This is a genomic window from Parabacteroides merdae ATCC 43184 (genome assembly GCF_025151215.1).
In the GTDB taxonomy this organism is placed as follows: Bacteria; Bacteroidota; Bacteroidia; order Bacteroidales; family Tannerellaceae; genus Parabacteroides; species Parabacteroides merdae.
In genome coordinates, this window is record NZ_CP102286.1 from 4,045,050 (window position 1) to 4,068,707 (window position 23,658).

The 23,658-nt window shown below is 44.8% G+C and carries 14 protein-coding genes; 2 read left to right on the forward strand and 12 right to left on the reverse strand.

Translation table 11 applies throughout. The features are described 5' to 3' along the window. Positions 1–9: 9 nt before the first annotated feature. From NQ542_RS16445 to NQ542_RS16490, 10 genes are all read right to left on the reverse strand, one after another. Complete coding sequence (locus NQ542_RS16445) at positions 10–723, reverse strand: FadR/GntR family transcriptional regulator (protein WP_005637683.1); 714 nt, start codon at positions 721–723, stop codon at positions 10–12. A 105-nt stretch (positions 724–828) separates the two neighbouring features. After that, positions 829–1,332 carry a hypothetical protein gene (locus NQ542_RS16450; RefSeq protein WP_005637679.1) on the reverse strand — a complete coding sequence of 168 codons (504 nt, stop codon included), beginning with the start codon at positions 1,330–1,332 and terminating at the stop codon, positions 829–831. 105 nt (positions 1,333–1,437) lie between these two features. Next, positions 1,438–2,091 (reverse strand): DUF4858 domain-containing protein, encoded by a 654-nt coding sequence (locus NQ542_RS16455; RefSeq protein WP_005637675.1) that lies wholly within the window; start codon positions 2,089–2,091, stop codon positions 1,438–1,440. Positions 2,092–2,097: 6 nt separating this feature from the next. Next, a complete protein-coding gene (locus NQ542_RS16460) occupies positions 2,098–3,180 on the reverse strand; it encodes a redoxin domain-containing protein (protein WP_036724363.1) in 1,083 nt (360 codons plus the stop codon). Positions 3,181–3,324: 144 nt separating this feature from the next. Further along, entirely contained in the window at positions 3,325–5,688 is a 2,364-nt protein-coding gene (locus tag NQ542_RS16465) for an ABC transporter permease (protein ID WP_005637671.1), read from the reverse strand. Between the two features lie 38 nt (positions 5,689–5,726). Continuing rightward, positions 5,727–8,117 (reverse strand): FtsX-like permease family protein, encoded by a 2,391-nt coding sequence (locus NQ542_RS16470; protein WP_005637669.1) that lies wholly within the window; start codon positions 8,115–8,117, stop codon positions 5,727–5,729. 40 nt (positions 8,118–8,157) lie between these two features. Then, positions 8,158–10,482, reverse strand: coding sequence for an ABC transporter permease (locus NQ542_RS16475; RefSeq protein ID WP_005637667.1), 2,325 nt, complete (start codon positions 10,480–10,482; stop codon positions 8,158–8,160). A 22-nt stretch (positions 10,483–10,504) separates the two neighbouring features. Continuing rightward, positions 10,505–12,910, reverse strand: coding sequence for an ABC transporter permease (locus NQ542_RS16480; protein WP_005637665.1), 2,406 nt, complete (start codon positions 12,908–12,910; stop codon positions 10,505–10,507). A 10-nt stretch (positions 12,911–12,920) separates the two neighbouring features. Beyond that, positions 12,921–14,171, reverse strand: coding sequence for an efflux RND transporter periplasmic adaptor subunit (locus NQ542_RS16485; protein ID WP_005637664.1), 1,251 nt, complete (start codon positions 14,169–14,171; stop codon positions 12,921–12,923). 47 nt (positions 14,172–14,218) lie between these two features. Continuing rightward, on the reverse strand, positions 14,219–15,688 hold the full coding sequence (locus NQ542_RS16490; protein ID WP_005637662.1) for a TolC family protein: 1,470 nt from the start codon (positions 15,686–15,688) through the stop codon (positions 14,219–14,221). Positions 15,689–16,433: 745 nt separating this feature from the next. Between NQ542_RS16490 and NQ542_RS16495 the strand changes: the two genes are divergently transcribed. Then, positions 16,434–17,798, forward strand: coding sequence for a sigma-54-dependent transcriptional regulator (locus NQ542_RS16495; protein WP_005637658.1), 1,365 nt, complete (start codon positions 16,434–16,436; stop codon positions 17,796–17,798). Next, positions 17,795–18,796 carry a sensor histidine kinase gene (locus tag NQ542_RS16500; RefSeq protein ID WP_005637656.1) on the forward strand — a complete coding sequence of 334 codons (1,002 nt, stop codon included), beginning with the start codon at positions 17,795–17,797 and terminating at the stop codon, positions 18,794–18,796. Before NQ542_RS16495 ends, NQ542_RS16500 begins: the two co-directional genes overlap by 4 nt. Here the strand turns inward: NQ542_RS16500 and NQ542_RS16505 are convergent. Further along, positions 18,762–21,146, reverse strand: coding sequence for an ATP-binding protein (locus NQ542_RS16505; protein WP_005637654.1), 2,385 nt, complete (start codon positions 21,144–21,146; stop codon positions 18,762–18,764). The genes NQ542_RS16500 and NQ542_RS16505 overlap by 35 nt on opposite strands. A 99-nt stretch (positions 21,147–21,245) precedes the next feature. Continuing rightward, entirely contained in the window at positions 21,246–23,636 is a 2,391-nt protein-coding gene (locus NQ542_RS16510) for a TonB-dependent receptor (RefSeq protein ID WP_005637652.1), read from the reverse strand. Positions 23,637–23,658: the final 22 nt, after the last annotated feature.

Consider the following 23,658-nt stretch of genomic DNA (forward strand, 5'->3'; position numbering starts at 1 on the left):
GTTATTTCTTCATTTTCTACTGTTTAGAAATCTTTTATATACTTCAAAGTGTTGTTCTATTGCTTTTCGATACCCAAGCTCATTTCTGTTTTTGAGAAAATTAAGCAGATCTACGTGGGTAACTATCTGCCCTTGCTCTTTCATTTCTATATTGATAGGTTCTAATAAATCCTTGAATTTGTTTTTTACAAAAATCATTACGGGATGAATGATATCTTGGAATTCGGAAATAGTTTTATTTCCTGTGATTTCGTATAATTTAGCATGGAATGTAAATTCGCTGACAGGGGCATATTCATTATTTTCAAAGACAATTCCCATTTTTACAATTTCTTCCAGTTCTGAAATGTCTTCCGGAGTAATATTTCTGAAAATATCGCTACATATCCCTATTTCCAAAGCAATTCTGAATCCTAAAATATCGAAAAGAGCCTCTTCGCCTAAAATACGTGGATCGACAACTCGTTTCATTCCTCCAAGAATCGTTGGTTCTGTTAGGATCATCCCCCGACGCGTACGAGTTTCTATCATCCCCATCATCTTTAACCGACTTAAAGCCTCTCGAAGTACACTGCGAGCTACCCCCAGTGCTGCTGCCAATTCCAATTCATTAGGAATAGAATCTCCTGTACGTATATCTTTTTCTTTTAAATAATTGAGAAGTTTATCCTCTACTTGATCAACAAGTGTGATTGTCTGACTATGTACTTTTAATGTATCCATTGCAATAATATTAGACGATAATTATGATTAATCTTATTTGTCAGACAAATAAATGCAAAAGATATATTATATGCAATAATTGGGTTAGTTTTTTGGATAAATTAACTATTCTTCTATTTCATCCAGCCAGATTTCCAAGCAAACCTGAGGGAATAGCTCCATTGTTTCCTGTACGGTAGTCAACGACTTCATCCGGTTAGCAATCTTATCCGCTGTATTGGGGTAGGCAGTTTCGATCAGATCGTTCAGAATGAAAGAGAAGAAAGGGGGATTTCGTTTTAGGTAGCGGTCCATTAACAAATAGCAGGTAGCGGGAGAGGATGACAGTATTAGCTTTTTCAGATCTGCATACTCTTCCGTTTCCATATATTGATAGGGAGTATTTTCTGATCCCATTTCATCGCATTTGTGAAGAAAAGAGTTGAATGTCTCGTTGAAAAGCCTCTTTTCTGTGCGGGAAGCCATTTTTATCCCAGTATTGATACGGGTGCGGAGGTCTGGTGTTACCTTGAAAACATCCGGTTCCGGATAATCTTCATTATTGCATGCTCCCAGCATGGCAAAGATGAAAAGTGCCAACAGTGTAGCTAATAGTTGTATTTTTGTCATAACCTGTTTCCGATTAATATTTCTTGTATAACTATAAGACGTTATATGACACTGGATTGTTGCAAAATGATACGACTTTTTTTGAAAATTTATTCTATGGGCTGTTTAGTTCATCGGAGCAAAGGAGGTTACGTGTGTCGTGTCTTTTAACTGCAACGAATCCTTGCGTGACAAAAGCGTATCCTGCCTGGCAAATTCCGGATGACCAGTTGCGAGTTTCTTCTTTTTCTTGATGATGTCGGGAGTAGGCAGATTGTTGTAATTTCTCCATGTCCCATCTCTTTTGGCATTACGTTTGTGTATATAACTCTTCCTGCTGGTCATTTCTGCGAAGTCGAAAGTGACGAAGCCTGTGTTATGAGAACGATTCATAGGATCGTTTTTCCATGTTTCGAGCATATTTTTATAGACCGGTAAAAATTTACCGGGAGGAGGAGCATATAACCAGAAAACACCAGGAGGCAGGTCCTTTAATGCTATTTTACGATGGGTTGAATCTGTTTGTATGTATTCGGTGAAATCTTTGAGGATGGGTAACGGGGTTACCGGTGACATTTTCATGTCGGAAGCCGGTTCATCCAAGTTTATAAAAGAACCTGATTGAATCGCTTTCATCGTCTCTGGATTCAGTTCCAGCTTTTCTTTACCGGACAAGACGTTCTGGAGCCAGACTGAATCCTTTTTTGTCCACTGCTGTGCAGATATATAATCGGCACCTTTCAGACAAATCAACATCACTATAAGCAGTTGTTTGTGCATGTTATATTATTGCATCATCTCTTTTACTTTTGCTTTCAACGCATCGCCTCTCAGGTCGCGAGCTACGATTGTCCCGTCAGGGCCAAACAAGATGATATGCGGAATTCCGTTGAAGCCGTACAGTTCAGAAGGCGTGTTCTGGGCATTGAGAATCTGTGGCCAAGTAATCTTCAAATCTTCGATGGCTTTCTTTGTATCTTTCGGCTGGTCCCATGTGGCTACACCAAGTACTTGGAATCCTTTATCCTTGTATTGGTTATACACTTCTGCCAGTATCGGGGTCTCTGCACGACAGGGGCCGCACCAGCTTGCCCAGAAGTCAACCAATACATAATTCCCTTTTCCTACATAGTCGGAGAGGGAAACCTTTTTGCCATCTTCGGTTTCCACTGTAAAGTCGGTGAAAGGTTGTCCGACGGCCGTCTTTTTCAGGTTGGTAATCCGTTGGCTCAGTTTCCGGATGATGTTCCTACTTTGGATAAAGGCGCTGGATTGGGCAATGATAGATTCCATTTCTTCCGGGTTCATAAAGTTCGATAGGTTTTGAAGGGCAAAAGCACCGATGTAATTATCTTGGTTTTTATCGATGAAGTCCTTCAGCATAGCCATATAGGCCGGCTTATACTCATTGTCGTAATAGGTCTTTGTCAATTCTTGGACTTTACTTTTATCTTGTTCCTGCTCCCGGATCTCTTTCATTTTGTTCTGGAAGAGTTCACTGATTCTTTTTTCTTCTTGGATATAGCTGCTGAAGGTCTCATTCAAGGGAGTGCCGGACGCGCTGTTCGGAGTTTCCATGTTCAGTTGGATGGTACCGTTTTCGAGCATGAAGGTGGTATAGTATTTCCTTCCGACTTGGGTTAGGCATAAAACAGCGGTGTCAATCTGACCGGTGAACGTAAACGCTCCGTTTTCAATCACTGCGCTGTCAATGTTTTGCCCCTTATCCCGGTCGAAGATATAGACTGTTTTCCCATTAAAGGTAGAATCGGGGATATTTCCCATTACCGTGTAGGAGGGAATCGGCTGTGAACAGGAGGCAAGGCCTGCTCCTGCCATGAGCAATGCGATTAATGTTTTTGTATTCATAAAATAAATATTAATGTTTTGAGGACAAAAGTAAAACATGTTGGCTTATGATAAGCCCTAATTCATGTAATTTGTCTTATCATCCAAAATATTAATTGTTTTTAGTGCTGTGTTCCCGCGCTTAATGTGGGAACACATCCTCCTTTATTCCGTTTTGATTACCTCTGCCGGGTTCAACCGTGAAATCAGCCAGATACGATAGGCGACGGTTACGAATACGATAGTGGTGGTCAGAAGGAGGATTGCCAGCCACATCAATGGATTGTTTAACCAGCCGGGATCAATCGTTATCTTTTCTTGCGTCAATATTCGCAGGAGCATATAGACGATTGCCAGCGCAGGGATGGCTGAAATGGCAAGTAAACGGATATATAGTTTACCGAACAATAGTGCAATGACCTTAGGGCCGGCTCCGTTGATTTTCCGTATGGCGACTTCTTTTTGCCGGCTGACCGTGTCGAGTGTAATGGCGGAATAGATACCCAGGACTGTAATGACTATGCTGATAACGGACAATAGGCTGAACAGGTCGCTTATCAGCATCTCCCCTCCATTGAGCCGGAATCGCTCCTCTTGTTTGGTGGTCAGCAGGAAAGGAATGGATGCCGGCAACCAGTTATGTACGATTTTGAGTATTTCTTTCCGTACGTTCTGTTCCTGTCCGGCTATGCATTTGATGTAAGCGACCCTATAGTTCGGTTCCTTAGGAACGGAGATGAAGGAGAAACGGTGATATTGAGATTGATTGGCTTTAGCCATTTGATCTTGGGTATATACCGGTTCGAACGGTAGTTGCTCATATATGCCGGTAATCTGGAAAGTCTGGTCTCCCAATTGTACGGATGTCGGATTCTTTTCCCCGTCTTTCTCCAATTCCCAGATAAGCGACCGTGAAACCACTATTTCGTTAGCCGCCTGTGGCATTCTTCCCTCTATCGGCAGTTTCATGAAAGACGGGTAGTTTTTACTGGTGAGGAAATGTATCCCGTGCAGTGTCTCTCCCTGTTTGTTCTTATAATCCAGATATTTGCCGGGAGTCTCTAAAAGCACGTCTTCAACCCCAGCAAGCGTACGGATACGGGAGACGATCTCTTCTTCGTGTCCTTGTACTTGCGGTTCCCAAAGTTCTATCTTCCAGATACGGGTACATTCTTCTTCCGTCAGCGTGTTGTTCCTTTTTTCTTCTGCGAGGTGGTAAATATTTCTTAGTCCGATAGCTCCGGCAATAAAGAGGAAACAGATGAACAGTTGGACTCCTAACATGAAGTTCCTTATACTATGTTTCTGTCGTTTCACGCCTTTTATTCCTTCTGTCAATGTGATATGTTTGATGCGGAAGATGACCAATGACACAATCAAGGCGCAGAGAACAAACAAGAAACAGAGATACTCCATTTCCTGCTGGATCAAGGTAGGCGTATGGATAAACAGATTCTCGTTGATCGTTTCTTTCGAGGCCATATACTGATAATAAACAGGCACTATCCATTCGGTCAGGACGAGACTTGCCAATGCCGACAGGATGAAAAGAACCGCAATCTCGCTGAAGAGTAATCTGAACAATCCTTTTGCGTCTGAACCTAAGCATTTCCGTAAACTGAGTTCTCGTGTCCGGTTATAGAACGACTGAATGCAGAACTTCAGGAAGTTTATCATCGCGGCAATCAATATCAGGAGGCCGATCAACGGGATGAAGAATGTCGCACTGAGATTATCCGGTTTGTACATCTCTTCCTTGAAAGTGCGTGCTGTCAGATAGTGATCGTTGTTTTTTCCAAAAGCCGGTATTTGTTGGCGTAACCTTTGGTTTATTTCTTTGCTTGAAACACCTTTATCCAGCAGGACCACCAGATCTCGGTATTTACGTTTTGGTTGGATGCCGGCTGTTTCCAGGAAATAAAAGTCACTCTTTTCCCGTGTCCCATCCGGAAAATCCCTGATAACGGCGCTGATTGTGGAATAGTGGATGGCAGACGTGTCGCTGTCTGCACGACTGAAATAGAGTGTTTTTCCGATAGAGTTTTCTGCTCCGAATATTTTTTTCGCGGATGATTCGCTGATGAATACTTCTCCCGGTTTGAGTGTCGGTGTCTGGCCTTCCAACGTTTGAATGCTGAATATGGTCGGAAAATCTTTTGTGACATTCTGGATGCTGCACTGGTACGGGATTTCTTTCTGGTTCTCTTTGGATATGGAAATATTGGCTTGGCCGTATCCGTATGAATAAGCGATTTGCCCAATTCCGGTGATCGGATTCCCCATCAGTTCTTGCACCACCTCTCCTGGAATATAAGGGTCCTCATAACCGTATTGGGCCGATTTGACATATATATTCGCCATCCGATCGCTGTTTGCCCAAGCAATAAACTGGTTGTTGAATCTTCTGATATAATAAGAGGTTATACTGAAACAAAGAAGTCCGACTGCGATTCCGATGATGGAAAGCAAATACTGGATCTTGTTTTTAAGAATTTGGCGGATAGCCATTTTCAAGTAGTGTTTGAACATGATGTGATGTTTTTGTCGTTATTATGTTTTTGTTTTTATTATTCCGTTTTGATTACCTCTGCCGGATTGGTGGCGGCTGCCCTTTTGACCTGACGGAATATAGAGAGCAGCACGATCCCACAGGTGATAAGGAAAACCAACAGGAACAATCCTGCCGGCAATGTGGTATGGTTGGCGTATGTCTCGAGCCAACGTTTTATAACCAAGTAGCCGACTGGAAGAGCAAAAACATTGCCTAATGTCACTAATATGAAATACTCTCGGAAGAACAGTTGAAGAATGTGATAAAAGGTAGCTCCGTTTACTTTGCGGATGGCAATCTCTTTCCGCCGCTGTTCGGTGGCGAGGCTCACCAGAGAGTAAATGCCGAATGTGGAGATAAGGATGCAAACCAGCGAAAGGATGCTGAAGATGGTAAAGATCACTTTTTCCGGCCGGTTGAACCGATCTATTAGATCGGACAGCTCCGTAAACATTTTACTCCGGTTGACATTGTCATTCTGAATATGTGATGTTATCTCGTGAAGATGTTCCAGCACTTCTTTTTTATGTCCTTTTGCATAGCGGACATAAATAAGGTAAGGACGCTCGAAGTCTTTTACCATCGGATTTTCGTATGTGGTGAAGAACAGCGGTAATATAGGATATTGCATCGGAGCGTAGAGATAGTCTTTGATGACACCGCAAACTCGGGCTTGGCTTGCTTGCCCTTTTATGTATATAGGCCGTTCAAGCAGATCCGTGTAGCCTAATGTTTGCAGGCAAGTTGCATTTACCATATAGCTATATGGGGTTGCGTCCGTCGGCCAGCTACCTGCTTTCAGTTGCAGTTTGAAGAACGAAAAGAAGTCCTTGTCGGCAACGATTACCGAGTTGTAACTATTGGGTTCGGCTTCATTCGGATTGAAACAGAAATACGAGTAAAAGGAACCGTACCAATCCCCTTGTTCCGTAAAGACTGGAGCGTTCCCGCAGGTGTATGTGACTTCTTCTACATACGGATGGTTGGTCATTTCCGGTTTCAAAACACTTAAATCCGTCTGAAAGGAGGTGTCATATCCTAAATCTACCTGTATGACCCGTTCATAATCGATCCCTTTATCTTTTGAAAGGATAAAATGCAACTGTCGGAACAATCCGATGGAGGTGATAAAGAATAGTGAACCGATAAATATCTGAACGATGATCAGGCCCTGTTTGAAAAGAGCCGGTTTCTGTATTTTATGCTCTAAAAGATTTCGTATCGGATAATAACAGATAAGAAGGAATACTAACATACAGATTCCAGCGAGTGACAGCGTATTGCCTAAAAGTGAAGTTCGTGAAAGGTGGCGACTGACGTTCTCATAGATACCATACCGGTGCCAGGTCGTATAGCTTTCATAGTAAGGATAGATGCTCTCGATCAGACAGAAAGAAATCAGGAAGGCGATGATCAAAGGAAGTGCCAGTTCGATGAAACTTTTTGTAATCATACTTGTGGTTGAGGCTCCTATACAAAGATAAGTCCGGTTTTTTTGTTGTTTCCGTTGCTGTTGACCGATAAAAAGGACAAGTAGGTTGATCAGAGCGCTAAGGAAAGCCATTGTCCCGGCCAAAGCCAGGATATGAATGTTACGGATGCGGTCTGTCAATTCAGGATGGCACCGAAGATGCACTTCGGAGGCTGTCAGCAGGTTTATTTTCCAGTTTTTTACCTGTTCGCGATCCCATTTGTTTTCGGCATGGCTTTTATAGTGCGCCAGTTTGTTCCGTACATTTGCCACGTTCGCATTCTTTTGGAGCCGCACGTAGGTCGTCATGCGTTTGACATGATTGGGGTGAGGGGTTCTGATCAACAGAAAGTCGAACAGCAGATCAGTATTATCCGGATAGTTACGGATAATACCGACTACAGAGGGACGAAGATTATTATCCAATACGACTTCCTTGCCAATACAGTTTGTTGTCCCGAACAATTTGTGGGCTGTCCGTTCCGTTAAAATGACAGAACTGCCGTCGGGAATGACCCCTTGGTGAGTCCCTTCGATAAAATCTGCCCGGAAAAGGTCGAAGAAGGACTGTTCGCTTTCCATTCCATGCAGGTTGATTGCTTCGTTGTCCTGTTTCAATGTAAAACTGAGGTGGTTGAATGAACAAGAGACTTCGATTTCGGGGAGCAGCTTGAATAATTCTTCCCGGTCGTTAATATGTAACTGGTCTAAATCTGATTGTGTTCCGTTGGCACGCTTGACAAGTCCTTCTGTCGTCAGGCAGTAAAGTCGGTCTGCTTCCGGATGGAAATTATCGAAATGTGTCTCCCACCATAGCCAGTAACCTCCTAAAATGAAGGCAGTAAATCCTACGGCCAGACCAATGATGCTGACAATTGATTGAGTTCGGTATTTCAGTAGTTCCCGAAAAGAAACTTTGACATAGTGTGATAACATAATCTGATTGTTTGTTATAAGATATTGTTCAAAGACATTCTTATTCCGACTTGATCACTTCTGCCGGGTTCTGGTTCGCTGCCTTCTGTATGCGCCAACCGGTACAAAGAGTCAGCAGCAGGACCAGTACACCCCAGATGACCGGATAAAGCCACCAACTGATTGCTGCTTGCAACACATAGTTTTCAATCCATGATTTCATGATCAGGTAACTGGCCGGAAATGCTATGACCGAAGCGATGCATAGCAGGCGGAGATTACCGGCAAAAAACATTCTCATGATATCGGAGGCCTCTGCCCCGTTTACTTTACGGACAGCGATTTCTTTCTTCTTCTGTTCGCAGTCCAGAGTTACTTGAGAGAATACGCCGAACAATGAGATCAAAATACAGACTATAGTCACGAAGTCAAGCATCTTGAGTAGCGCCTTTTCCGATTTCAGAAACTTTTCATACTCTTCTTCCATAAAAGTAACATGTATGTCGACGGCGTTCGGTTGCATTTTCTTTGCCAACTGTTCAACCTGTTGTTTGCACAGTTCGCGGCTTCCCGGCTGATGCCGGAATATGGCAGTCGTTGAATAATCATTCTGTATATTCTTTTTTCCCGGACTGAACTCGAGCATAACCGGCTTTACCGGAACGGTAGGAGGTGCGATATAAAAGTCTTTGAAAATGCCGTCGATGATAAATCCTTTCTGATCTTTGCGGCTAAGTGTTTTGCCAATCGGGTTGTCGATCTTCAATTCCTTTACAGCTGCTTCGTTTAGGAGTATGTGCCGTTCGGTATCTCCTTCCGGCAACTTGCCTTTTAGCAATTGCAGACCATAAAATTCAAAGTAGCGATTGTTGCATGGGATTATTTGGATCGTAAGACCTTCCACAGAGGCCGGCTTGCCTTCCCAATCGGTAAAGGACCTGTAGGAACGTGAATGGCTTGGAAATAGTGGATCGTTTTCATCCGGATATACTTCGGCGATGGAGGAGAGTTTGGCAATTTCTTCTTTCAAACCGTCTGTTTGGGGATATATACGGACATCGCCCCGGTCTTTCCGGTTTAGTCCGATATCGGTGGTGTGCAAGTGATGGATTTGCTTGATCAGTACCGACGAACAGAATATGAATCCGATGCTGATTATCAATTGCAAGGTAAGGCTTGCTTTGGGGAAGAGGTTCTTTCCTTTTCCGTCAGACGAACCTTTAAGGGCCTTTTGTAGCGAACGCTTCCTGAAATAGTAGATAGGGAATAAAGAGAACAGGAAAGCCAGTAAGGTGATGAATCCGAAATAGACGAATGTTTCCAGATAGAGACTGAACGAATCCGTTTTTACATTCGATAATTCTTGGAATACAGGCAGTATGATTTCGATCAAGGCTATTCCGGCTAAAAGAGAGATGGAAAGCGTAAGCAGGTATTCGGAAGCGAACAGGACAAACAGATTGCCGTCAGACGAGCCGCACACTTTCCGAAGCCCGATCTCTTTACTGCGTATTCGTATACGGTTTACGAATAGGGTCAGATAGTTGAATAGTGCGCACAGGATTACCAATCCTCCGGCAAGAGCGAATAGCAAGATATGTTCGAACTTGATAGTTGGCTCTTCTTCGGGGTGGTCATACCGCATGGCGGTGATTGACGTCAGAACGAAATGACTCAGCGAGTCTCTGTCTTTCTTTATTTTATGTTCGTAAAGTTTCTTTTTAAAAGCTCTCATATCCGTTTCCGGACGGACCTTTATAAAAGTCTGACAATAGGCTACGTTCCATTCCTCCGTTTGTCGGGACGGCTTCAGTATTCCGAACGGGAAATTCGAGTGCTGGTCCTGACTTTTGACTATGGCACATATTTCCATATCGTCAGACCAAATTTTCAGTTTTTCACCTAATGGGTCCTTTGTGCCGAAGACCTCTTTGGCAAGCTTGTCCGTGATCGCGATCTTGTTACTTTTCGGGATCATAAAATCCCGGCTACCGGAGATCAGTTCTATTTCGAACATATGTTCGGCAGCTGAATCCATGACCATGTCGAAAGATTCGTATTTCTTCTCGTTGTAGAGGAAATCGGTTTTCCAGGCACTCGTGTTGCAACTTTCCTCTATCTCCGGGAATGTCTCTTTCAAATATCGGGCCAGCGGGTAAGGTGTAACGCTTGATAATCCTTGGTCATCGGTTTCCGATTCCATCCGGACGTAATAGATCCGGTCTGCGTCTTTCCTAAACGTATCGTAGGTCAGTTCATATCGTATCCAGAGCGACGATAACGCGAAACTTGTAAATCCGATTGCGAGCCCGACGATACAGATGAATGATTGCAATTTATATTTCAAGAGATTACGGAAAGCTATTTTGATGTAATGGTGTAGCATGGTTCAATGATTTAGTTTGTTATTATTCCGATTTGATCACTTCCGCAGGATTGGTCCGGGCAGCCTGTATCGTCTGATAGAGGACGGTTCCGATGATCAGAGTGATGGTGGCAAATACGATTACGATATACATCCAGGCAGAGATATGGCTCCGATAGGCATATTGCTGCAACCAACTTTGCATGAACAACCACGCGAGTGGCAATGCAAGAAGGTTGGCTATCAATGCAATTGTCAGATATTCCATAAAAAACATTTTGACAATCGTGCCGGCAGAGGCTCCCATCACTTTCCGTATGGCAATTTCTTTCCTTCGTTGTTCCATATTGCTGGATGAAATGGAATAAAGCCCGAAGATGGAGATTAGCGTACAGAACAGAGCCAGCAAAGTAAAGAGCTGCAGGCTGGCATCTTCGGAAGTGCTGAGCCGATCAAGTATCTGGCTTATGGTCTGTACATTGCAGGTAGTGGGATCGCCTGACTTAGAGTGTTTTTTGAATATATTCCGGATTGCTTTGATCGTGGCTTTTTCTTTTCCGGGTTCGGTACGGGCATAATAAAAATAACTGTTCCATTTGCTTTGGTCGATTACGATCACTTGTGGCAGGATCGGGTTGCGCAAACTGGCCGCTTGGAAGTTTTGGATGATCCCGACGATCTCCATTTCGGCACGTCCTCTGCTTCCGTCTTGCATGATCGTATAATTCCAAATACTGATTTTCTTGCCGATCGGGTTATCGATGCCCATGATGCGAGCAGCTTCTTCATTGATGACGGCTTTTGTCCAAGAAGCTCGCCAATCTCCATTGTCTGCCAGATCGCCGTCATTGATGAAACGGCCTTTCAGCATCGGTATGTTAAAAACTTCCGAGAAGTTGCTGCCTACTTGCAGGACTTGGAAGTTTGGATTGAAATCCAGAGGCTTACCTTCCCATTCGACTTCGTTTTGTGTATAAGGTTCATGGGTGATGGTAAATATTCCGGCTTGTGTGAATCCTTTTAGGACTGCTAATGAAGAAATCTCGCGATTGATTCCTTCCCGGTCGTTGAATGTCATTTCCATCTGTATCAGACCCTCTTTCTGGAATCCCAAGTTTTTATGTTTCATGAAAGATATTTGCCTGAACATGATAAATGTGCTCATCAGGAAGAATATGCAGATACATAGTTGGAGTGTCATGCTGATTTTGCGGAAACCGCTTTTCCGGGTAGGAGAGATTCCTCCGGATATTAATAGAGAAGAAGCGCGTACAAAATGCAAGAATAACGGTAGACTGACAATCATGAGTGTCAGCCAGCTAATGCCTGCTATGATACAAAGATGGCTGAATAATAACTTTCGCTGTAATGTCGTATCGAAGAGGTGTGAGAAACCGCCAGCGGTTAATTCCAACAGGCAGGAAGCCAATAGAAAACTGATCCCGACAAGCAATGTCAATTCCAGCAACAACTGGATAACCAAGTTCTTTTTATCAGCGCCGATCGCATTTCTCAATTTCATTTCTTTGTTCCGTAAGTAGATACGATTCAACAGCAGATTGGTGAAATTAAAGAAAACGCAGAGTAACAATAAGAGGCCGGTTACCGTGAATGTCCGGATGTAGGAAAGATTAAATGTCAATTCACTTCCGAATGTATGACGGACATCTGTCAGGGGAACCAACTTTAACAAAATTGATTTATTATATTCATGTTCGACTATATAAGAATTGATCTTCTTCTCAAAAGCTTTTATATTAATGTTGGGTGCTAATAATAGATAGATTTTAGTGTTTAGCAAGGCCCATTGTTTTTCGTCCGTGATCCGGTTTTCCCGGTCACGGTCGAATTTGTCCAGTTCATAAACATCGGCTTGCATCATGGAGTTGTTGGGCGAATCTTCCAGGACGGACACGATCGTAATGCTTTTGCGATATCCGTTTTCAAGGGTTTTGCCTAATGCTTCCTCCGGTGTTTTGAAATATTTCACGGCAAAAGAGCGGGTGACGGCTATCTCATCCAGCGTTTTCAGGATATCATCCCTTTTACCGCAAATTACGGGACGTGGAAAGAATTTGAAATACTGTTCGTCAATGAATTCCTCGTCCGGATCCTCTAACCTTGTTTCTCCATATTTGAAAGTCGAGCCGTATTTGGAATAAATCTGCGTTGTCTCTATTACTTCCGGGAAATCTTTTTTCAGTTTGCGTGCCAGAATAAGTGGTAATTCCTCCGATTTCTTTCCCGTTTGTTTATCGATTCCGTATATTCGGTAAATTTGTCCGGATTGTGGGTAGAACCCGTCGTAGTTCGTTTCATACCTGTACCAGTTCCATCCGTATGTAAAACAGATCAGCCCGATTGCCAAACCGACAATACTGATGGCAGATTGTACTTTATATTTTGCCAAGTTACGAAATGCAATTTTGATATAATGTTGTAGTATCATGATTCGAATATTATTTTAAAATCAGTTCTTCCGCATCCCCAAAGGTACTATATCCTGTGACAATCACCTTGTCGCCCGGTTGGAGGCCGCCGGTTATTTCGTATTGCTGCGGGTTTTGGCGGCCGATGCTGACCGGGGTTTTCCGGGCTTTCGTGCCGGATTCATTCAGTTTGTATATCCATTGGCCGCCGGTGGCCTGGAAGAAGTCACCACGTGGGATGACGAGGGCCTCTTCCGGTTGTCCGAGTTCGATCTGGACACGGAAACTTTTTCCGATGCGTACGTTCTCCGGGCTTGCCTCCGTAAAGACCAGGTCGACATCGAAGTTCCGGTCTTTGACTTCCGGAACGACTTTGGTGATCCGGAGCGGGTACTTTTTGTTTTGCCAGGTGATGGTGGCGGGTAGACCGGTGGTGATCCGGTCGATGTAGTATTCGCTGAGGGAAGTATGGATCTTGAACTGATCGAGGACTTTGATCTCGGCGATCGCTTCGGTACTTTGCACCTGTTGTCCGGGAGTTACTTTCACAAAACTGAGTTGTCCGGAGAGAGGAGCACGAACAACCAAGTCCTCCATGCGTTCCCGGACACGTTCGAACTTTTTACGTTCCCGTTCAAGATCGTTTTTCATCAACTCACGGCGCAAGATCGTAGCTGCACTATCATGGCGCAAACCTTCCAACTGCAAAGCGGTGCTTCGGGTTTTATAGTCGAATTCGTCCCGGGCCACTTCGAGCTGTGCTTTGCTTTTGACTCCCATATTGAATTCCTCTTCATCGAGTGCATAGCTTTTTTTGAGCCGGTTCAGTTCGTAGGTCGTTTGTAAGGTCTTTTGTTGCAGGTCGATACTTTTCTGTTCCATCTCGATCTCTTTCTCCTGATAAGAGATCAGCTGCTTTTCCCATTCATCCTGTTGGTCCTCGATGGCGCGGATAAGGTCGGGATTGTTGAGTGTCAGGATCGTGTCTCCCTTGTTCATCATAGTTCCTTCCTCTGCAATGATCCTGTCCACGCTGCCGGCTTCGCGGGTGTTGATCTGGATGGTGAGGATGGGTTGCACGACGCCTTCGACGTCTACATATTCCAGAAATTTGTCGCTTGTCGCTTCTCCGATGATCAGGTTTTCTGCATCGGTACGGAGCTTCCTGCCACCGGAAGCGGCGATCCCGACATAGATGAGAAGAACAATAAATGCGATTCCCCCGGCGATATGCCAGCGGTAGCGGTAATAAACGGGTTTCTTTGCTATGGGCTTGTCCATGTATATGATTTATAATTTATGATTTATGAATTGTCAATTGTCCATTGTCAATTGTTTAAAAGGAGTTCATAGTCTTCTGTGATCGGGATCATCTTCTCGAAATCGTAACCGGTCAGGCTGCGGAGACCGTAATAGAGATTCCAATAATTATATAAAGCCGCGATGTAAGCACGACGGGAATTGTCTTTTTCGGCTATGGCGGCATTGAGATCGAGAATCGTCGATTTGCCTAACAGGTAGAGCCTGCGTGCCACATCGTTACGGCGCTGGGCCGTTTGGTCTGTTTTATAGGCTATGGCAACTTTTCCGGCCTGTATGTTGAATTGCTTGACAATCTTGGCTACGTTCAGTTCGAAATCCATCCGTTCTTGTTCCAGTTCGGTGTAAACCTTGTCGCGGTTGCTTTTGGCCACTTTCACCCGGCCTTTACCTACGCCCCAGTCCAATATCGGTATGCGTATCCCCAATGTCACCAATTGCTGGTCCATCGGGTCGCGGTAGGATTCTTTCAGCTTTTCGTTGCTTTGCGTCAGACCGAACTGTGCATATAAGGCTGCTTTAAAACCCCGGTTGGCTTTTGCCTCGGCAACGTTGCTTTCACTTTGCAGCCGGCGGCGTTCGAAAGCGCTGATATCCGGGTTGTTTTGGAAAGCAAGCTGCATGGCTTCGTTTACGTCGACTGTGAAGTGAGGAATACTGTCGTCGGGAATCACTACCAAGTTTATATTTTCGGAAATGCCCAGATAACTGCGGAGCGACTGGATATAATCGTCGACCTCGATTTGCGCATTGAGGCAGTTTGTTTGTTCGGTCAGTTTGTTGAGTTCCAATTGGAGCATTTCGTTTTCGGTGATCGTTCCGATATTGTAACGTCCTTGTGCATACCGGTAAAGCGTGTCGGCGTATGCAAAATTATAGTTCGCGATTTCCAGCGATGTCTGTGCCGTAGCCAAGTTAAAAAAGCGGTTGGTCGTATAGGCTGCTACCAGTTCAAGTGTTTCGATATAGGTCTTTTTTGCTTCTTCGTATTTGATCGGCTCGATACGGCGTTCCCATTTAAGGTCATTGAAGCCGAATAAGTCTTGTTCATATCCTACGACAACCGGAGTACTTTTGTAAGACGAGATATTGTCGGTAAACATATCCAGTCTTTCAAGTCCGGTTTTCAATAAAACCTTTCCCCCTGTAAGGGCTATATTTTGTTGGATTTCGAGGCTGGCATCGACTGAGAGTTGGTTCCGATGCACAAACTTGTCGCTACCGTCTTCCAAGGTGACTGACTGGATGGAACGATTCAAGCTCGGATCGGATGTAAGTGTCAGGCTCGGCAACTGTTTAGCCCGGAACGAACGCCAGTTCCAGTAAGAAGCCCTGAAAGCGTGACGGGCGGCAATCGCTTCAGGAGAATTCCGACGTGCCATTTCGATAGCTTCGCTCAATGTCAGCGTAAGTGTTTTCTGCGCCTGGAGCTGTAAGGGGAGCAGAAATAGTATTGCTATGTATATTATTTGTTTCATGGCAAAAATGAAGCAAATAATATGCCATTTTTGTAAAAGGTTGGTACTTATGTAAATAGTGATGTGTAGTGATATGGATAGGGTGCTAATCCGCACAATTTACGTGCGGATTAGCACGGTATATTCAGGCTGAAATTGTATTAAGAAACGATAGACATCTCTTTATGGTTTTGCGGGATTCTCTATCACTCTATCACGCTTTGCTTTGTAAGTATTGATAAGCATGATGTACAAGGAGTGATACATGCCGGATTCATGTATCACTCCTGTGTCACACTTGTATCAATTGAAACGGAGAATCGGTATTGTTCTGAAAGTAGCGGGAAGCGTATCTATATGTATTTGTGAGCAAGTTATTTCGTCGACATAAGGTCCTTTTTTGCAGAAAACAAGGAGGAAAAGAGTGGAAAGCAAGCAGAAATGTTCGGAAACATGCCCATCTTCCGGCATTCTACACCCGGATGTTGACGCTCCCTACACCCGGATGTTGACGCCTCGAACATCCGGGTGTAGAGAATCATTACATACTGACATGTTGTAATGAAGATGCTTATTATGCAAGAAAAGGCTATATGTATTCCAAACATTCTTAATATGTTACTATTAGCTTGCCTGTAAGTGTATGAAAAAACGTGTTATTTCGCACAAATTATGTGCAGTATCGCACATACATTCCGTATATATAATACATATCTTTGTCACGTCAAGGATGATTTTTTACACGAGATAGAATAATACCAGGAATATGAAGAACGGGAAAATATTGATTATAGATGATAACGAAGATGTCCTCTTTGCGTTGAATCTGTTGCTTGAACCTTATGTGGAACAGATAAAAGTGACGACGCAGCCGGAACGGATCGAGCATTTTATGTCGACATTCGTGCCCGATGTTATTTTATTGGATATGAATTTCCGGCGGGATGCGATCAGCGGACAGGAGGGGTTCTTTTGGCTCGAAAAGATAAAGGCCGCCGACCCCGATGCCGTGGTTCTTTTTATTACGGCCTATGCAGATACGGAAAAGGCCGTACGTGCCATAAAGGCGGGGGCTACCGACTTTATTCCGAAACCCTGGGAAAAAGAAAAACTGCTTGCTACTCTCTCGGCAGCCTTGAAACTGCGTGAAAGCCGTACGGAAATCAATACATTGAAACAGCGGGTCGAGGCATTAGGAAGCCCTGATGATACCGGCTTTGAGATTATCGGTGAGAGCGATGTCATGCAGGAATTGTTTGCCACGATTGCCAAACTGAAGGATACGGATGCCAATATTCTGATTTTAGGCGAAAACGGGACTGGAAAGGATCTGATTGCACGCGCTCTTTATCATCATTCGCCCCGTTGCAACCAGGTTTTTATCAGTATCGATCTTGGGAGTATCCCGGAACAATTATTTGAAAGCGAACTGTTCGGATATGAAAAAGGAGCTTTCACGGATGCACGGCGCGATAAGCCCGGACGTATGGAAGTGGCTTCCGGCGGGACCCTGTTTCTGGATGAAATCGGTAATTTGAGCTTGCCGATGCAGGCGAAGTTATTGACCGCTATCGAGAAAAGGCAGATTCTCCGTCTGGGTGCTACCCGTTCCGTGCCGATCGATGTCCGGCTGATCTCTGCCACGAATATGGATATCCATGCGATGGTACAGGAAGGAACTTTCCGGCAGGATTTGTTGTACCGGATCAATACGATCGAGTTGCATATCCCTCCACTCCGCGAACGGGGAAATGACATCTTGCTGTTGGCCGATTATTTTCTGGACTGTTATGCCCGCAAGTATAAGAAAAAGATAGGAGGGCTTACCAGAGATGCGAAAACGAAATTGCAAAGCTATGCATGGCCGGGCAATGTCCGCGAACTGCAACATGCGATCGAGCGTGCCGTGATTCTTTCGGATGGCCCCATGCTGAGACCTGAAAACTTTATGCTGCATCCTGCACCTGCCCAAAAGAAAGGGGAGCCGGAAGAACTGAACCTGGGAGTTCTCGAAAAGGAAGCGATTGAACGAGCCCTCCGCCGGGCGGACGGGAATATCACGCGTGCTGCCGAGCTGCTGGGAATCACCCGTTTTGCCTTGTACCGGAAACTGGATAAGTTGGGCCTATGAAACGATATGTCCTTTTCCTGAAGATCGGGTTGTTGGTCGGGCTATCTCTTTCAATTGCCTTTCTGCTTTTGAAGGAATTGTATTTTACGGCTGTCATGTGTTTTATAATCTTGCTGGGAACTGCTTTTTCCCTTTATCAGGATCAGCGGAAAATGCTTCAGAAGATGGAGCATCTGATTGCCAACATCCACTATGGAGATATGAATCTGTCTTTTCCTATCCCTTCGACAGACGGGCCCGAAGCCAACCTGACGCGTGCCATGAATGAAGCGCTATCTGCTTTTCGGACCCGTCTGTACAATGTGGTGGTGGCGGAGGCGGAGACAGAAGCCTGGCAAAAGCTGATCCGTGTCTTGACGCATGAGATCATGAATTCTATCGCCCCTATCATTTCCTTGTCGGAAACGGTGACGGAACGTGCGAGTTCCAACGGGTTGAACGAGCGGGATTACAGTATTATGTTGCAAGCCATGCAAACGATACACCGTCGGAGCAAGGGGTTATTGGATTTTGTCGAAAATTATCGGAAACTGACTCGTATTCCGGTTCCGATGCAGCAGTTGTTTCCGGTTTCCTCTCTTTTTGACGATTTAAGGGGGCTGTATCCTGCCGGTGCTGTTTCGTTCTCTTTCTCTGTCCGGCCGGTAGACTTGCGTATTTATGCGGATCGTGCCATGATTGAACAGGTGTTGATAAACCTGTTGAAAAATGCAGTCGAGGCATGCCAGGAACGTTCTTATCCCGAAGTCCGGGTGAATGCGTTCAGGCGTGAAGGTGTTCCGGTGATTACGGTCTCCGACAACGGATACGGCATTGTGCCGGAAGCGATGGATAAGGTATTTGTTCCGTTTTTTACAACTAAACAGGGCGGTTCGGGAATCGGTCTGAGTGTTTGCCGTCAGATCATGAACCGGCATGGCGGTAGTATTTCCGTTATTTCAGAAGAAGAGAAAGGAACTACTTTCACTTTGCAATTTCCCCAGACGCGTGTGTTGTAAGGGAGAGATATTGGACAATGATTTTTTTCAATTCCGCCGGTTTGATCGGCTTGGCCGCATATCCGTTGAAGCCGTTTTGCTTTACTCGCTGCTCATCCTCTGAAAAAGCAAAAGCGGTTACGGCAATAATAGGAATGTCGGAGTCTTCTTTTCTGATTTCGACAGTTGCCTCATATCCGTCCATGTCCGGCATCTTGAGATCCATCAGGATAAGGTCGGGACGGTGTTCGCGATAAAGCCGGACGGCTTCGTTACCATCGTGGGCATGCAATAGGTCGTATTCTTTCAGGACCGCACGGATCAGTATGTAGTTGCTTTCGTTGTCTTCTGCGATCAGCAGCGTCGCTTTTTTCGGATTCGTGTTGTCGATTACAGCATCTTCGTTTACCGCCGTTTTTATCGACTGAACGTCAATGCCATGAATGACGGTATCCGGCAAAGTGAACCAGAAAGTCGAACCTTTCCCCAATTGGGATTCCACACCGATCTCACCGCCCATTTTTTTGACGATCATCTGGCAGATGGCAAGTCCCAGGCCTGTTCCTTGTGCAAAGCTGTTCAGCTTTACGAAACGGTTGAACACAAGATCTTTCTTCTCCGGTTCTATGCCACATCCCGTATCTCTGACGTAGAGTAACAGTTTATCGTCTTTATGCCGGTAGCCGAACCGGATGCTTCCTTCTTTCGTAAACTTGATCGCGTTGTTGATGAAGTTCGTGATGACTTGTGCCAATCGGTTCTTGTCCGACATGATGATGCAATAAGGCATTTTTTCGACAAAAGAAATCTGTACCCCTTCGGGTGCTTTTAGGCGGGACGATTGCTCGATATCGGATAATAGGGCGTTGATGTCTATCTCAGAGTCGATAAATTCCAATGTGCCGGCCTCGATTTTGGCTACGTCCAGGATATCGTTGATTAGTTGCAGGAGCAATTCATTGTTGCTGCTGATGATATTGATATATTCATTCCGTTCCTCTTCGTCCTCCGCCATGGTCAGCAGGTTGGAGAAACCGACAATTGCATTCAGCGGCGTACGGATCTCATGGCTCATATTGGCCAGGAAAGCCGATTTCAAACGGTCGGATTCTTCTGCCTTGTCTTTGGCTTTTCTCAGTTCTATTTCGTCTTCTTTCTGTTTGTCGATCAGGATCAGTAATTTATTTTTCAGCTTGCTGGTGCGCAGGTAAAAGTAAAGCACCATGATCAGGAACAGTAACAACACGATTGCGACCAACAATAGGATTTCAAATTTATATTGGACGAATAATCCTACCTCGGTATTAATAAATACGGAATGAGGAGGCAGTTCTTTTGTCGAGATGTGCCTTTCTTTCAGTTTCTTGGCATCGAATGTATATAGGTTCGGAATTGTTTCTGTGTCCAATTTTTCAGGATGTTCCTTTAAAAGGTGGAGAGCCTGACGGGCCAGATCTTTTCCTATGGAGCGGTATTGGGGTATACAGCCTCCGATTGCCCAATGCCCCAGCCCGATGGAAGTCAGTGAAAATGCCGGTACTTTGGGATTTGCCAACATCATGGTGTAAGTTGCGTTGCCGACATAGTATCCGTCATTGACGTCTACACGCCAGGTTCCCAGAAGAATGATGCTTTGCGGGGGTAACTGCTTGATCTCCTCGATGATGTTATAGATGTCGTTCTTACGCCCGTCCAAAGGGATGAAGTCTATCCCCTTTATTTTGCCGATTTCCTTTTTTACCAGGGCTTGGAGAGAAATACCGCCATAGCTGTTGTCTGTGATAAGGGCAAAATGTTTGGTGCTCGGATACAATTTCCGGACCAGTTCTATATTGGCTTTGATATCATAGTTGTAGACGAATCCAGCCAGGTTTCTTCTCTTGTTTTTCAGGTCTTCTACATTTACACTTTCGGGAGTCCATTCCGCTACGTTTATATTACTGTCAGGTAATAAGACGGCATTTCGGCTGACCATGCCGCAAAGTATCGGAATATCTCGGATTATGCTGTCATCTTGAGAAAGGTAGGAGGCCCATCCTTCTTGTCCGAGTATAACGATCAGGTTAGGGCTGTTTTCTCCCTGATATTTGTTCAGCAGTTTACGCATTCTTTCCTTCCAGAGGGGAGCTTCGGGCAGGCTTTTGCAGTTCATGTTCTCGATTACGACAGGCGAGTTTCCCCCCTGTTTCTTATACTCTTCCATGAATTCGGAAATATTTTGCGTCGTATTGCGTGTGTCGGGATTGTAAGAGCTGATGATCAGGATAGGGTTATTTTCATCAGCATGGACCCGGCATGTGAAGAGTAGGCATATGACAGTGAAAAAAAATAGCCATCTGTACATTACTTTGTAGTCTGATGATTTGCCCATTAAGTAAATATTATTCTAAACTCCCAAATAGATTCCTTTTGAATCCCGCATGCAAAAATAGGAATTATTTGGTATAAGCTTACATAAATCAACACTTTTCTAAAATTCGATCATGAGTCCTATGCTGGGTAATAGGGTCCCGGTACGTCGTTCTACAGGTTTTAGTTCATATCGTTGTTGGTCGAGAGGTGCGTCCGGATTTAGGATTTTACCTGTTTTGATATACACATCCTGTTCTTTATATTTGGAATTCAGAATATTCTGAATGTCAATATAGGCCCCCAACATGAACTTTTTCAGATAGAAGGTCTTGTCTATCCGGATATCCAGTTGGGTGAAAGGTTTTAACCGTTCGCTGTTGAAGCGGCTGTAATCGTAATAGAGACTGCCGCTGGCGTCCCAAGCTTCGACCAGGCTACTTTTTTCAACATCGTAAGGGGTATAGGGCGCACCGCCCACAACTCTTAGTTTGGCTCCGATATCCCAGTTTTTAGGCAGTGCGTAGGTCCCGCTGAATGTAAAGAGATGGCGGTTGTCCCAAGCTGACGGAATGTATTTTCTGCTCCCGCGTCCATCCTTGAATTCGCTCCGTACATAGGTGTAAGAAGCGATAAAGGTCAGTCCTTTATAATTATACCACCGTCCGGTAAGTTCGAGGCCGTATGCTCTTCCTGTGGCGGTCGAGCTGACCGCTTCGTTTCCTAAAACCCCGTAGTCCGTACCTTTAGAGGCGAGTGGAATGCTATCGACTAATGACATCGGGTATTGGTCGTATTTCTTGTAAAAACCTTCTGCCGAGAATTTCAGATATGAGGAAGGGCGATACTCCAGTCCGAGTCCTGCCTGGTCGCTTCGGATATAAGTCAGGTGGTTGGCTTTATTCAGGTAATTACCTTGATTGTCTTTGAATCCTAGAACCGTGTAAGGTGGCAATTCGTAATATCTGCCGATGCTTCCGTTCAGATAGACCGCTCCAAACAAACGGTAGGAAAGGGAGAGACGGGGCGAGAGTTGATCCAGGAGGTTGTTCATCTCCGGCGAATAGTCGTTGGCATCCGCCCGTACTCCTAAAGAAGCGGTGAAACGCTCGTTGTCGCTTTCGTATATGGCTGTGGCATAAAGCCCCCATTTCAAAAGTCCTAGATCTGTGTGATAGTTGATCACTCTGGGGATCGTGGTGAACTGTTTCTGGTATGTACGATTGGTGTAGGTCGCATATTCGAGGTTTCCGCCGACATTCAGCCGGAAGAAAGGAAAACGGAATATATTTTCACTGCGCAGTTTATTTTCGATTTCGTCCGAACGGTAATTGAGAGTCAGGTTCTCTTCCGAACTTTCGTCATTATCCCTGTATTTGATATTCTTATTGTTTAACTGGCTCCGGCTGACAATTAGCGAATAGATGTTTTTGCCAGAGTAATGTTTGTAAACAGCTCCTAATGTGTATGTCTTTTGCTTGACCACCGGCAGGTAGGCTAAGATATACTGGTTCTTTTCACTCATGTCTTCCATACCGGTGTTGAGTTTCATGTCGTCTATGGCTCCCAATCCCAGAATAGCCAGTTCGTTTTTCCGGTCGAATGTATGTTTCACTTTGAATTGTGCGTCTGTGAAGGTCGGCAGGAAAGGCAGCCCGATCATGTCGAACAGGAACTGAAGGTATGAACGGCGAATAGACACTTGGTAGGTCGTCTTCTTGCCGGCCGGTCCGTTGGCAGAGAATCCGATATCCGAAGCTCCTATCACTCCCCGTAGGGAGAATTTTTCTTTGTTTCCGTCCTGCAACTTGAAATCAAGAACCGAGCTAAGAGCGTTTCCACGCGCGGCAGGATAGGCTGCAGAGTAGAAATCGACTTCGCGTATGAAATCTGGGTTAATGATCCCGACAGGACCTCCGGATGCTCCCTGTGTGGAGAAGTGGTTGATGTTCGGTATTTCTACGCCATCGAGAAAGAAACGGTTTTCAGACGGTCCTCCTCCTCTGACCATCAGGTCGTTTCGGAAAGCAGCCGTAGATGCCACACCAGGAAAAGATTGCACGACCCTGGATATGTCCCGGTTTCCTCCGGCACTTTTCTCGATCTCTTTGAACCCGATCACGCGCAGTCCGAGCGGACTTTCTGCCGTCTTGCGGAAAGGAGAGGCGACAATGCTCACTTCTTGCAGGCTTTCACTACTTTCTTCCAGTTCGATCGGAAAAAACATGTCCTTGTTGGAAATTCTGAATTCAGCCGTAACTGTTGGTTTATAACCGATAAAGGAGGCTTGCAGGCGATAGCTTCCGGGAGAGACTCCGGTGATCTCGAATTGGCCGATCGAATCAGTGACAGTCCCTTCTATCGTGTTCCAGATGACCACATTGGCGAAGCTAACCGGTTCGCCGTTGGCGGCATCTTTTACAATCCCTTTTATTGAATATGTTTGTTGGGCCTGCATTATTTGTAAACCCGTAAACATCAAGAGTAAAAGAAAGATAAATTTTTTGGTCATCTTTGATTCTTGTTATGGTTAC